The sequence below is a fragment of the Nitrospira sp. genome, from assembly GCA_024760545.1.
GTDB lineage: Bacteria > Nitrospirota > Nitrospiria > Nitrospirales > Nitrospiraceae > Nitrospira_D.
In genome coordinates this window covers 4,086,943-4,100,314 of record CP060501.1, presented here as the reverse complement: position 1 = coordinate 4,100,314, position 13,372 = coordinate 4,086,943, and the positions used below count along the sequence as shown (strand labels likewise).

Annotated in this window: 12 protein-coding genes; 6 read left to right on the top strand and 6 right to left on the bottom strand. The window is 56.5% G+C overall.

The features are described 5' to 3' along the window. The first annotated feature begins 71 nt into the window (after positions 1-71). The 6 genes from moeB to H8K03_19310 all read left to right on the top strand — a co-directional run bounded on the left by moeB (position 72) and on the right by H8K03_19310 (position 3,565). Positions 72-875: a molybdopterin-synthase adenylyltransferase MoeB gene (moeB, locus tag H8K03_19335; protein ID UVT19907.1), complete on the top strand. Its 804-nt coding sequence runs from the start codon at positions 72-74 to the stop codon at positions 873-875. 9 nt (positions 876-884) lie between these two features. Continuing rightward, the gene (locus tag H8K03_19330; GenBank protein UVT19906.1) at positions 885-1,394 is read left to right on the top strand and encodes a M67 family metallopeptidase; all 510 of its coding nucleotides are present in this window, start codon (positions 885-887) and stop codon (positions 1,392-1,394) included. A 73-nt stretch (positions 1,395-1,467) separates the two neighbouring features. Continuing rightward, the gene (locus H8K03_19325; GenBank protein ID UVT19905.1) at positions 1,468-1,809 is read left to right on the top strand and encodes a hypothetical protein; all 342 of its coding nucleotides are present in this window, start codon (positions 1,468-1,470) and stop codon (positions 1,807-1,809) included. A gap of 325 nt (positions 1,810-2,134) precedes the next feature. Next, on the top strand, positions 2,135-2,809 hold the full coding sequence (locus H8K03_19320) for an RNA polymerase sigma factor (GenBank protein ID UVT19904.1): 675 nt from the start codon (positions 2,135-2,137) through the stop codon (positions 2,807-2,809). Beyond that, complete coding sequence (locus H8K03_19315) at positions 2,793-3,098, top strand: hypothetical protein (protein UVT19903.1); 306 nt, start codon at positions 2,793-2,795, stop codon at positions 3,096-3,098. The genes H8K03_19320 and H8K03_19315 overlap by 17 nt, the downstream gene beginning before the upstream one ends. 26 nt (positions 3,099-3,124) lie before the next feature. After that, on the top strand, positions 3,125-3,565 hold the full coding sequence (locus H8K03_19310; GenBank protein UVT19902.1) for a hypothetical protein: 441 nt from the start codon (positions 3,125-3,127) through the stop codon (positions 3,563-3,565). Positions 3,566-3,613: 48 nt separating this feature from the next. On the opposite strand, the gene H8K03_19305 is transcribed toward H8K03_19310, so the two are convergent. The 6 genes from H8K03_19305 to H8K03_19280 all read right to left on the bottom strand — a co-directional run bounded on the left by H8K03_19305 (position 3,614) and on the right by H8K03_19280 (position 13,311). Then, the gene (locus H8K03_19305; GenBank protein ID UVT19901.1) at positions 3,614-3,820 is read right to left on the bottom strand and encodes a hypothetical protein; all 207 of its coding nucleotides are present in this window, start codon (positions 3,818-3,820) and stop codon (positions 3,614-3,616) included. Positions 3,821-3,823: 3 nt separating this feature from the next. Beyond that, positions 3,824-4,018, bottom strand: a complete 195-nt coding sequence (locus H8K03_19300) for a hypothetical protein (protein ID UVT19900.1) — start codon at positions 4,016-4,018, stop codon at positions 3,824-3,826. A gap of 356 nt (positions 4,019-4,374) precedes the next feature. Beyond that, complete coding sequence (locus tag H8K03_19295) at positions 4,375-5,664, bottom strand: nitrate oxidoreductase subunit beta (GenBank protein UVT19899.1); 1,290 nt, start codon at positions 5,662-5,664, stop codon at positions 4,375-4,377. Between the two features lie 123 nt (positions 5,665-5,787). Continuing rightward, positions 5,788-9,225 carry a molybdopterin-dependent oxidoreductase gene (locus tag H8K03_19290; GenBank protein UVT19898.1) on the bottom strand — a complete coding sequence of 1,146 codons (3,438 nt, stop codon included), beginning with the start codon at positions 9,223-9,225 and terminating at the stop codon, positions 5,788-5,790. Positions 9,226-9,724: 499 nt separating this feature from the next. Continuing rightward, positions 9,725-11,200, bottom strand: coding sequence for a sigma-54-dependent Fis family transcriptional regulator (locus tag H8K03_19285; GenBank protein UVT19897.1), 1,476 nt, complete (start codon positions 11,198-11,200; stop codon positions 9,725-9,727). 11 nt (positions 11,201-11,211) lie between these two features. Then, on the bottom strand, positions 11,212-13,311 hold the full coding sequence (locus H8K03_19280) for a CHASE3 domain-containing protein (GenBank protein UVT19896.1): 2,100 nt from the start codon (positions 13,309-13,311) through the stop codon (positions 11,212-11,214). Positions 13,312-13,372: the final 61 nt, after the last annotated feature.

Genomic DNA, 13,372 nt, shown 5'->3' with positions numbered 1-13,372 from the left:
GCGTACTTCGTAAAGCATATCTCGCGTTAAGATCGCGCTTCACGATTCACGAACGACGAGAGACGAATCAGATGGAACTCACCGAGAAACAAATCCAACGGTACAGCCGGCACATCCTCCTTCAAGACGTCGGAGGAAAGGGCCAGTTGAAACTCAACCAGGCTAAGGTCCTTCTGATTGGGGCAGGTGGTCTCGGCTCTCCGGCCGGTCTGTATCTCGCCGCGGCCGGTATTGGAACTATTGGATTGGTCGACGGGGATGTCGTCGACCTCTCGAACCTCCAGCGGCAAATCATGCACTCGACTGCGACGCTTGGACAACCCAAGGTTGAATCCGGTCGAAAGACTCTCTCGGCGATCAATCCTGACATTACCATCAAGACCTATCATCAGCTGGTCGACGCAGAGAATATCTTACCGCTCGTCTCGCAGTACGATATCGTGCTCGACGGTTCCGATAACTTCACGACGCGATTCTTGGTCAACGACGCCTGTTTCTTTGCCAAGACTACGCTGATCTCGGCCAGCATGTTTCGGTTTGAAGGCCAACTGACGACCATTAAGCCGCACCAGGGCTATCCCTGCTATCGTTGTCTCTATCCCGAGCCGCCTCCGGCCGGCTTAGTACCCAATTGCCAGGAGGCCGGTGTGCTTGGGGTCTTGGCGGGCACGATGGGAATCCTGCAGGCGTCGGAAGCCATCAAGGAGATCCTCGGTATCGGAGAAACAGTGGCCGACAAGCTGGTGATCTACGATGCCCTCGACATGAAATTCAGAAAAGTCAATCGCCCGAAGGATCCGGCCTGTCCGCTCTGCGGACCAAACCCCAAAATCAAGGATTTGAGTCTAGATTACGCAGTCAGCTGCACCATCTAGTGAATGATCGTGGCGGACTTGGTTATTCCACAGCATATCCTCGACGACATCATCGCGCACGCAAAAGAACTCACTCCCTACGAATGCTGCGGGCTTCTGGCCGGAACCGATGGCCTCGTCAGCCATCTGTATCGAATCAAGAACATCGTCGCGATGGAGGGCGCTCAACATCTGTCCTCGTTCGATTCGGCGAAAGCCGCACACCTTGAACGGCTGTCCCCCGCTGAGCGCGCGGAAATCGCATTCGTCATGGACATGCAGGACTTCTCGGCCGCGAAGAAGGATATGCGCAACCAAGGTCTGGACCTTCAAATAGTTTATCACTCCCATCCTCACGATCCGGCCCGGCCCTCGGTTACCGACATCAAGATCGCCACCGACTATGAAGAGATTTGGCCGAAGATCAATCTGCCGCTTCCCGCGTATCTTCTCGTCTCGCTCATGAATTCCGAACCAGACATCAAGACCTATTGGATCAGGTCCGGCCGAGTCACTCTCGCCGATGTCCTCATCCGTTGAACCTGATTTTTACGGTTCACATCTTCGCGGGAATGTAATAATGTTCCCTTGAACCGGTTGTGAGGTGTTGCACGTGCGCGTTCGGCGACGACAATTGAGCTACGGCCTTTCTCTTATAGCGTACCTATTCGCCTCGATGCTGACACCGGTCTACGCCGAAGACCGGAGTTTTTACAGTCCGGTGATTTACATCGACAAGGAGCAGAATCAGATCCTCATTTCCACGAGCGGAAAAGTGTTCTACATCGAAGTGCCGGACCCGGCGAAGCCGCACATCGAAAAGCTGCCTATTTCCGGACTCGTGGATTTTGTGGTCGAAATGCGCGGTGAGGATCAGCTCCCTCTGATCAAGAGCTGGAAAGTGAAATCCGGCGAATCAACCTGCATGTATTTCAACGGGAAAGAATGCAAATAGATGAATGACTTACCTCTCCGGCTTCCTCTCCCGGTATCGAGTGACCCAGCCAACAGGAATCCAAGGTTTCGAAGCTGTCCTCCCAACTGGGAAATGTCCTACCAAACCCCGGGATCAATCCTCCTTTGTAACTGGCTGTAACCTTCTCCAATCTTCGTGCGACTAAGAAACAGAGGGGAAAGCCGGGCATGGGATTGAGCAATCCAACGCTTCAAACGGCAACATGGATGTTTACGGGATTGAGATGAACAACTCAGAAGATGGCTTGTCAGTCGGATAGTTCCATCAGCCGTCAGCATGCCAGACCATGGCATACCGGAGTGGTATGATGAGTGTCCATTCGCTTCCGACGAATGCGCTCAGTGTGGTGGGACTGCCGATGGCCGATGAAGCACCGCCAGGTCGGGCAACCACAGACGACGAGGAGCTTCTTCGCCGTATTGGCCGGGGAGAGATCGATCGCTTTGCCGATCTCATCAGCCGATACCAGAAGCATGTCATTCGAATCGTCAGTCGGCGAGTCCCCGCGGATCGTGTCGACGAAATCGCCCACGATGTGTTTGTCAGAGCCTATGTCGGATTAGCACAATTCTCGCGTTCGGTCGCATTTGAGCATTGGCTCGCCGGGATCGCCGTACGGACCTGTTATGACTTCTGGAGGACGCGGAAAAGCGAGGCGCTGCCGGTCAGCGCCCTGACTGCTGAACATCAACAGTGGATGGACCATGTATTGGCGAGCCAGTCGGACGACCAATTTTGTGAGCAGGCCCGGAGACGGGAAGCGGCGGAGGTGTTGGAGTGGGCACTTGAACAACTCTCTCCGGAGAATCGCGCGGTACTGACCTTGGTCCATCTCGAGGGGCATTCCGTTCGCGAAGCGGCACAGCTATTGGGATGGAGCATCATCAACGTCAAGGTCCGAGCACACCGCGCTCGACAGGCGCTTCGCACGATCCTCATCAACAATCATTGGGAGAGCGAACATGACGCCGGAAGATGAGAACTTGCAAAAACTTGAGCGCGTCTTGACCGAAGCGCATCGGGTTCGACCAGTGCCGATTCTTAAACCGGGCTGGACTGAGCAGGTGATGCGCGACATCCGCAATGTCGAAACCCCGCTGAATCCACAAACTTGCGTCGAGCGTATTGTCTGGCAGACTGCCGCCATCGCCGCCGCCGTTGCGCTGATCGTGACGGTCTCGATGATGGCTTGGTCGCAAGCACCGTTACACGAAGGGATGGGATTGCTGACGGAGGAGTTTGAATCTACTCCGCTGTTCTTCGAGTAGCACGTCGTGAGGAGGAGGGTTGCGCCATGTCACGAGGCACATTGTGGGCAGGTTTGGTCGTCCTGTTCGGCGCCGGCATTCTCTGCGGAGTCGCCGGAAGCTGGTTCTATCATTCTTATGAGCAAGAGCGTCGAGGCGAGCGTGGGCCCGCTGCGCAGCACGAGAGACTCATGAAACGACTCACACACGAACTTTCGCTCACACCTGCTCAGCAAGCCGATATCGAACCCCTCGTGACGCGTGCCCATGTCGCGATCTTGGAGTTGAGATTTGCGCACCAGGCGGAAGTGGAAGACATCCTGACTCGAGGGGTGGCTGATCTGAAGGGAAAACTCTCTGCAGAACAGCAAGTTCGACTGGATGGGATGTATGGGCAGTTACAGCAACGCTGGCAAAAGTCTCGCGACTATCTTGACCGAGCCAAGAAACGTCTCGCATGGCTCCGTTCCTTCAGTCGTCGGAGTTAACGAGGTCCGGAAGGTACGGGATATCCCAAGAGGGAAAACGGAAGGAGGCTATTCTCCGCTGCCGGCCATGTCGTCGATGAGGGGTCGATTGATATCGGTACAGCCAAGACACATGGTATCGAACAGGGCTTCAAAATCAGCAACAAAATTCTTGGCATCCGGCAGTTTCTCGGCCACCACCTGATCATGGCAGGTATCACACAGCATGATGAGGCCGCGCGAGACCGCCACCGTTTTCCTTCCACCGCTTCCCATGTGCTACACCGATCCTTTTTGGAGCGCCACGAAAAAATCCTCGGCTTCGAGATCAATTCCGCATTGCGGGCATTCGTACGGCACATCCGGTTCCGGAACGTTCAACGGGATACGATCGATTCTTCCTCGGCAGACGTGATAGAAACGCCCTCGCGCATGCTCGTCATCCAACGGGTCACTCTCATACAACAGCACCATCGATCGACCGCCTCACGTTCTTCTATGGAATATACCGGCCGCTCATGCTCATCCGCAACCTCACAGGCCAAGCCAATCCATTGCCGCACTATTACCTGGTGCCGGCAAGCGTTTAGCATGCCTGGAAGTGATTGCTCTGAATGGTATCAAAAGTTTCCATCGAGGGACAAGGAGCTTGAGCGCATGAGGAAGAGATAGGAGCGATGGAAAGGACAGGATCTATCGATCCAATTCCACAGGTACTCGAAACCACAACTTTTTAGCAAAGCAGGAGCGGAGCTCCTCGTCGGACCTCCGCTCCTGCTTCCGAGACCATGGGTGGGTGTGCCACGGTCTGGGGCTGCCGCGCGCCAGGCCTAGAGCCAGGTGACGCGTTCGGCGGGGCGAATATAGATGGGCTCCTCGACCTGAATACGGGCGACTTCCTTGCCCGACTTGTTGAAGCCCAAGACCGTATCGTTGTACATCTCGAACCGCTTGCCGTGGATCTGCGTCTCGAAGACTTTCGGCCCGGGAATCACGTCATAGCGGAAGACGATCTGCTGGCTGGCCCGCCACAGCTGCAGCACGGCCAACAGTTCCCGGCTCGGCACGAGATACTTCTCGATGGCATTGTCGACCCCGGGACCGAACATCTGCCGGGCATAGCCGCGCGGGCTGTGCCGCGGCGGAATGTAGTAGCCATTGGGCTCGGTCCCCCATTGCGGATAGAGCGGGAGCGCCACTTGCTCGACCCGAATGGCGTAGTACAGGGGGTGCCACCGATCCTCCGCCCAGAGGCCGTCCTCCCCGATCCGCACCAGGCTCTGCATGCGAATCTTGCCGACGCAGGCCGCCATACAGCGCGTTTCCATCGGCTCGCCGCCCGTCAGCGGATCCTTGCCTTCGATCCGGGGATAGCACGCGATACACTTTTCACTGACTCGGGTCGTCCCCCGGTACATCGGCTTCTTGTACGGACACTGCTCGACACATTTCTTGTACCCCCGGCAGCGGTTCTGATCGATCAAGACGATGCCGTCCTCCGGCCGCTTGTAGATCGCTTTGCGCGGGCAGGCGGCCAAGCAGCCCGGGTAGGTACAGTGGTTACAGATCCGCTGCAGGTAGAAGAAGAAGGTTTCGTGCTCCGGCAGGCTGCTCCCCGTCATTTTCCACGGCTCGTCCCGGGAGAAGCCGGTCTTGTCGATCCCTTCGACCAAGGCCCGCATGGAGGTGGCGGTGTCTTCGTAGATGTTCACGAACCGCCATTCCTGGTCGGTCGGAATGTACCCGATCGCGGCCTGGCCCACTTTGGCCCCCGCATCGAAGATGGTCATCCCTTCGAACACGCCGTAGGGCGCATGGTGTTTGCGGCCCACCCGCACGTTCCACACCTGCCCTCCGGGGTTGACCTGTTCGATCAGCTGCGTGATCTTCACGTCGTAGAACTGCGGGTACCCGCCATAGGGCTTGGTCTCCACGTTGTTCCACCACATGTATTCCTGCCCCTTGGAGAACAGCCACGTCGACTTGTCCGCCATGCTGCAGGTCTGGCACGCCAGGCACCGGTTGATGTTGAACACAAAGGCAAACTGCCACTTCGGATGTCGTTCCTCGTACGGGTACAACATCTTCCGCCCCAGTTGCCAGTTATAGACTTCAGGCATTGGACATTCTCCTTCTTATACGCAAGTCGTCAGTGGTTCGCATCCCGCCTCGCGTCTTGCTCGTTGTTCGTGAAGCGCCCCTCGTATCTCACGAGCGACGCTTCAGGCTTCACGAGCCCGCCGCTAGACCTTGATTTTGATGTGTTCGCCTTTGAGCCACTTGATCATGAACTCGTTCTCTTGCCCGGGCGTAAAGCCGGTGCGCACCGGCTCCCACGGCCCCCGGGCCCCGATCCCGCCGTCTTCCGCCTTGGTGATGCGGACCAAGCATTCCTTCGGGACCGTATTAACCGCATGGTGGTCAATTTCAAATCCCCACTTAAACTTGAGTCCGTTCGCATGTTTACCCGGCAGCGAGTCGAGCTGGTGCATGGGCATCAGCCAGCTGCGTGTAAAGGACTGTTGCGCGCCGTACCGGAAGTTCGATTGATACCCCGTGTCGATCGCGATGGCACGACCGTCCGGGCGGGTTTCATGGCCCTTCACCGACTTCGGAGTCGCGACGTAGGGCGCATGCTTCGCCATCGTGACATGGTATGGATAAGCAGGGTTGTACTTCGCGCGGATCATGAGCCGCGCGACTTTGTAGTACGGATCGCTGGGCTTCCAGCCGCGGTACGGACGGTCGACGGGGTTCCCGTCGACATACACATAGTCGCCGTCGTTGATGCCGCGATCCTTCGCCGCTTGCGGGTTGATGTGAATCTGGTGCTCTCCCACCCCCGGCGTCCGCTTATCCATGCGGTACGGATCCCCGAAGTTGGATTCGTAGATCTGTACCCAATCGTTCACCGACCATTGACTATGCACCCGGTGGCGCGTCTTAGGTGTCACGCAGTAGAACTGATAGCCCTTCTCCCACAAGGGATTGCTATGGCGCTTGATTTCCGCCCATGACAGTTTGATGTTCCGAATCATCTTGTCGTCATGGTGTTGCGCCGTAATCGGAATACCGTAGTCGTCGGGCCGGACGTAGGGATTCGTCGTGAAGATGGCGTTCGGCAAGTAAGGAGTCGCTTCAGGTCCCTCTCGATGCACGACGAAGTTTTCTCCGTACTCAATGGCTTCCGGCTCGATGCGATAGGTCTCGATTCTCCCGGATCTCGTCCACATCGGCTTCGACTCGTTGGTCTCTTCCCAGAGTGGATGCCGCGGGTAGGTGCGCACCATGACCATCCACCCTTTTTCCGACTTCAACAGCACGTCGGCACTGTAGCCATAGAAGGTGCTGGAGGCGTCGAGTATCCGCTGTGCATAGACGTCAACCCGATTCTGAAAGACGAACTGAAAGATGTCCCGCATGCGCTGGTCGCCCGTCATGTCGGCCAGTTTGGCCGCCACCCCGGTGAAGGTGTCGAGATCGTTGCGGGTATCGTACAAAGGGCGAATGCCACCTTTCCAAAGCTGCACCCAGGGATTCGATACGGTGGCCGTCATTTCCGGATAGGTGAATTCCATCCAGGAATTGCAGGCGAAGGCGATATCGTTGTGATTGACGTCGGACGTCATCTCGATATCCTGCGTGATGAGACATTCGATGTTCGGATCGACGTTGCGCACCATGTCGTAATGGTGTTTTGAGTTATTCAAGATGTTGACGTTCACCACCCAACGTAGCTTACTAGGACTCGGCATGTGGGTTTTGCCGGTGAATACCTTGCGGCCATACTTGGGTGTATTGACGATCAACGCCGTATCGCCATGGTTCCAGTAGCCGGGCTCTTCACCGTAATAGTAGTTCCTGTATTTGATTTCCTTTCCATGGGCGTTGGGATCCAGATTGATATTCCAAGGATCTTCCGATAGGTGGACGCCGCAGCCGACGCCTGACCAGGGAGTGGCATTCCAAATCCCCACTTTGTAGTTCCCGGACCAGGTATGGCAACCGGTGCCGAACTTGCCGATATTCCCGGTCAAGGTCATGACGAGCGCCGCAGCCCGCCCCATCTCCGTCATATGGAAATAGTGGCAAACCCCTTCGCCATTGTGAATCGCCGCGGGTTTAATCGTGCCGTTGTCGCGAGCCCAACGCACGATCAAATCCTTAGGCGCCCGCGTGATCTGGTGCACAGTGTCCAAATCGTAATCTTGGAAGTGTACCAAGTACATCTGGTAAATCGGCATCGCGTCGATTTCACGACCGTTGAGGAGTTTGACACGATAGGTGCCGGTCAAAGCCGGATCAACCCCGCTTTTGTCCAAATGCCAGCCGACCTGTTCGCGATGCAGCGGGACAGCCTGTTTTTTGTCCGAGTCCCAGACCATGAACCCGCCTAATCGTTCGATCTGATTTGGTTTCAACGATTGGACACGGCCCGAATAGCTGTGTGAAAAGTCGGGGAACTTGTAGTCTGCAATCACTTCCCGGGGATCCAAATACTGCAAGGTGTCCGTCCGGACCAACAGAGGCAAATCCGTGAACTGCTTGATATAGTCGATGTCCTGCATGTTCTCATCGAGAATGATCTTGCATGCGCCGAGGAACAGTGCGGCATCCGCATTCGGCCGAACAGGAATCCAGTAGTCGGCTCGTTGGGCCGTCGGATTATATTCCGGAGTGATGACGCAGATACGAGCGCCGCGCTCGATCGATTCGAGCTTCCAGTGCGCTTCCGGCATTTTATTCTCAACGAAGTTCTTGCCCCAGCTCGTGTTCATTTTGGTGAACCGCATATCGCTCAAATCGACATCGCAGTTTTGCGTGCCGTTCCAAAACGGCTGGGATGGATCCTGATCGCCGTGCCAGGTGTAATTGTTCCAGTATCGGCCTCCTTGAGCTTGGTCAGGTCCGACCTTGCGAATCCAACTGTCCAACAACGGCAGGACGCTGTTGTTGAAACGGGTATTCCCGTGCTTGCCGATGAGTCCGAGAATGGGCATGCCGGCCCTGTGTTTGAAGCAGCGCACGCCGGCGCCCTTCATCATTTCGATCATCTCCGGCGCATAGCCCTGCTCCCGCAGCCGCCGCGCCCCGGCTTCGCCACTGTAACGGGTGGCGATCACCACCATGGCCTTGGCCGCATAGGTAAACGCGGTATCCCACGAGACGCGCAGCATGTCGTCCAAGAAGCGACTGTCAAACTTGTACTTCCGCTTGGATTCAGGAGTGAGCTCCGGTGAGCCATCATCCATCCACTGTTTCCAGCCCTTCCGCATCAAGGGGCCTTTCAGCCGATAGGGCCCGTAGACCCGCCGGTGGAAGGTGAACCCTTTCAGACACATGCGGGGATTATGGGCGAACGTCCCCCGGTTGCCGTACAAGTCTTCATAGGTTTGGTGGTCGTAGTTCTGCTCCACGCGCATGACCACGCCGTTGCGCACAAAGGCCCGAATCCGGCAGGCGTGCGTGTCGTTGGGCGAGCAAACCCAGGTGAAGGAGGAATCGTACCGATACTGGTCATGATAGACGCGCTCCCAGGAGCGGTCCGGGTAGTCCCCCAGGGGATTGCCCACCTCGATCACCGGCTGGAGCGCGGTCAACGCCAGGACCTTGTCCGCCACGGCGGCAGCGGCGACCGTGCCGGCGGAGACCTTCAGAAATTGGCGACGTGACAAGAACATTGTAGCTACCTCCTCAAGTTGGGGACTGCAATTTTTTCGTACTTTTCGGTCGTCATCCGAGCTCTTTTAGTTCCAAGCAAAATCGTAGGTGTATGAAGACTACGAATACCGTTAGGGGTTGAGAGCAAAAGCGTTGCCAAGATGAAAAGAACTACGCCCAGATAGAATCGATGGTGCTAACTACATGAAATGGAATGGAAACAATTGAACTATTGGAAGGCGCCGAAGAAAAGAGGAAGACTCGTCTCGTGCCGATCGAATATGATGGTATGCGTCATATGATAAATTTTATTTTTTATTCGATCTATCAATATCTTATATCGGCATATTTATATATTCGCCGACCAGAAGATGTCGCAATGACCTAGGGAAATGGATTATGAGTTCGATTAGGCGATCATTTTGCTACGAAAAATAAACGTGACTGTAGAAGGTTAAAGACGAGAATTCCTGAAGAAGGATCGGCTATAGACGGACTGTTACTTACGGGCGACAACTCTTACTGACTCTCCAGACCATCGTCGCTCCCTAAAAATCGTTTCATGAGCAGTGAGAAATGTTGACGAGGAATTCCGCTGTCTGCGGCAGCTTTCGTGATGACACCGCCGTGCTGCGCGAGTTTGACCCGCAGGTAGGACTTCGTAAACTCTTCGAGCGCTCGCTCCTTCGCCTCCATATACGGAAGGGCGGCCAAACCAGGGTCCACTGACACAAGACTGTCCGTATCATCCTGCTGAAGCACCCGTTGGACATCTCGAGCTGAAATGGTATCGCTGGTCAAAAACATGACCAGCCGCTCCATGACATTGCGAAGCTCTCGCCCGTTCCCGGGCCAAGCATAGGACATCAGCACGCGCACCGCCTCTTCATCAAGATGGCACGGAGCCTTGCCCATCGCTTGAACGAGGCGGCTGAGCATATGGCGCGCGATAAGGGGAACGTCTTCACGGCGCTCCCGAAGCGGGGGCACTCGAATCGAGACGACGGCGAGCCGATAATACAAATCCTTCCTGAAGGTCCCCGCCCGCACCCGTGCCTCGAGATCTCGGTTGGTCGCTGCAATAACGCGCATATCTACTCGGCGAACTCTGGTTCCGCCCACCGGACGTACTTCGTTTTCCTCCAAAACACGCAAGAGTTTTGCTTGAAGGAGAAGAGGCAGTTCCCCGATTTCGTCCAGGAATACGGTGCCGCCGTTCGCCAGTTCAATGAGCCCCGGTTTGTCGGCGATAGCCCCCGTAAAGGCACCCCGCACATGCCCAAACAGCTCGGACTCCATCATTCCATCAGGGACCGTCGTACAATCGATCACCTGAAACGGTTGATCGGCCTTTGAGCTCTGCTGGTGAATGGCTCGGGCGATCATCCCCTTTCCCGTTCCCGTTTCCCCGGTGATCAAGACTGTGGACTGGACTTGGGCCGCCTCACTGATACTTCGCCTGACTTGCTCGAAGGCAATGCTGCCCCCCACGAAGCCATTGACTTCGAATTGCCGGCGATCCTGCTGTTCGTAGATCGCATGCCGCCGCAGTATTTCGGAGATTCGGATCGCCCGATGGAGACGGATCCCTAAATCCTGGGCATTGACGGGTTTGAGCACATAGTCGAACGCGCCTCGCCGCATCGCATCTACGGCCATGGGGACCGCGTTCATCCGCGTCACCACCAACACCGGCAATTCCGGATCGATCGTCTGGAGGCGACTGACAAGATCCAGCCCGTCCATCCCTGGCAACACGAGGTCGGTGAGCACCACATCGACGGCCCGTTCACTGATCAATTGCAAGGCCCCTTCGGCCGTGGGACGCACTTCCATGTCGAAGTCTCCCCCCAGCGGCTTCAGATCCGCCGCTTCGAGGGCATGCAGCATCAACTCCACGTCCGTTGCGTTATCCTCGACGACCAAAATCGTGAATGGCGCCGTTGATCTGGCTCTGGTTGATCGCAAGGCTGATACTCCACCGTAGGTCATCATCTCATCCTTCCTCACGGGACCTCCCGTCGAATGACACCGGCCGCATCGAGTCGTGTGGACAACTGCGCCCGCTCGTTGAACATCCCCACGGACTCCTGCACACCCGGGACTGTGAACCGTACCGTACAGCCGGGTCCTTCGGAGTCTTCAATCCACACCTTGCCGCCGTATAGCTCCACGATGCGCTGGGTGATGGTCAACCCGATCCCGCTTCCGGTCGTGTCGGACATCAACAAACGGACAAACGGTTGAAACACTCGAGTGCGTTGATGCGGGGGAATTCCGATGCCGTTGTCTTCCACATCGAACGTGACCAAAGGACCATGGACACGAGCGCGGATCTTCACTGCAGGCGACTCCCCCTCCCGAGCGAATTTCAGCGCATTCGAGATCAGATTGTCAAAGACCTGTCGAAGATGCGCATCATGGCAGGCGACGAGCGGTAGTCCTGGTTCGACAGACACGACCGCCCGGAGCCGTTCGATCTCTTCGGCATGGACCTTCATCACCTCACGGATGACCGCGGCCGGATCGACGGCTACGGCGATCCCCGGTTCCGCACCCACACGAGCCACCGTCAGGATACCTTCCACCCGCTGCACCAGGTCCTTTCCATTTTCTTCAATAAGCGATAACCAGCGCTTTGTCCTTGCATCGAGCTTCCCGACATCCTGTTGAATGAGTAACCGGGCAAGTTCTTCCATGCGGGCTCCGGGTCCCTTGAGATCATGAGCCAACGCTTCCGCCAAATGCTCGAGTTGCCGGAGGCGTGTCATCAATCCGCGTTGTTTTTGTTGGGCCGCCCTCTGCAGTCGCGCGTTAAAAATGGCCAGCGAGATTTCCTGACCCAAGCCTTCCGCCAAACGCTGATTCCACTCATGTCCCGCCCGTGGTCGCTCGCTCATAAACGACAGGACACCGAACGGAATTCCGTCCGCCAACAGCGGGACCGCCAGTACGCTGCCTTCTATCAGGTTGCTGCCCTTCGTCCAGAGCCACTCGTCCGAACGAGACCGTTCCCCGGCGGCCGTCCCGCGCGTCGCAAACGCCTGGACACAAATCGGAAGTTCTTTCCAAGGCACAACCGATTTCTTCAGTCGGTCGTTCCAGTCGCCGGAGGCGGCTTCAACAATCCAAGAAATCTCCCGTTCATCGCACAGCAGCAGCAGACAGATATCTGCGCGCACCAATCCAACCGCTCGGTCTGTGATTCGATAGAGCGCCTGGTCGAGCTCGTCCGGACCGCTGGCATTGATCTCTTGCCCGATGGCATTGAGCGCCTCGATCTCCTTGAGATTCGTCTCGATGCGGCGGGCCATGGCGAGGTAGGCGTCTGCCAACTGACCGAGTTCGTCCTTTGTCTTTCCACCGTCGGCCAACAGTTGAGTAATTCCCGCCACATCGACTTGCGCTCCGATCCTTGCCGTGGCGGATTGAAGCCGCGTGATAGGCTCGGTGAGCGCTTGAGCCAACACTCGTGAGACAATCCATCCCAGCGCAACCACACCGGCCAAGGTCACCCACAGTCCGATAAATGTTCGCTGTGACAGCCCATCGGCCTGTTTCTGAAGTGAGTTGCGTTCTCGTTCCAAGCGGTCTTCGAGGGTGCGGAGGTCTTGGAGTAGGAGATCGGATAGTCGAAGTCCTTCACCAGACCGTACATAGGCGAGCGCTTTCTCCGCCAGTCCGTTTCGAATGTCCGCGATCAAATCGAGCTTCGATCGCAACAACACTTTTAGGTGCTGCTCGATCTTCTCGAGACCGTTCGAAGCACCCGGTAGCCTGGCGAGCGACGTGGTGGCATTGGACAACGCTTGATCGAGTCTCGCTTCCGCGTCGGCCAGGGGAGCAAGAAAAGCCGGGCTCTGAGTCAAGACATAGCCGCGAAATCCGTCTTCAATGTCGATGGCCAGTCTCCCCAGCAGATGTACTTCCTCTTCTGCCAGCATGACTTCCTGCCGCTGTTGTTGAAGCACGAGCAGCTGTTGGACGAAATAGAGATGAAGAGCAATGCCGACACTAAGCGGCACACAAAGCAAGAGAAGCGCCGCCCATACCTTGTGTTGAATGCGAAGCCGGTCCACCCACTGTGTGACCCATCGGTCCATCACGCAGTGCCCTCTCAATTCACGAATGTACGGCTAAATGTGAGCCTCGGAAGAAAGCAATGTC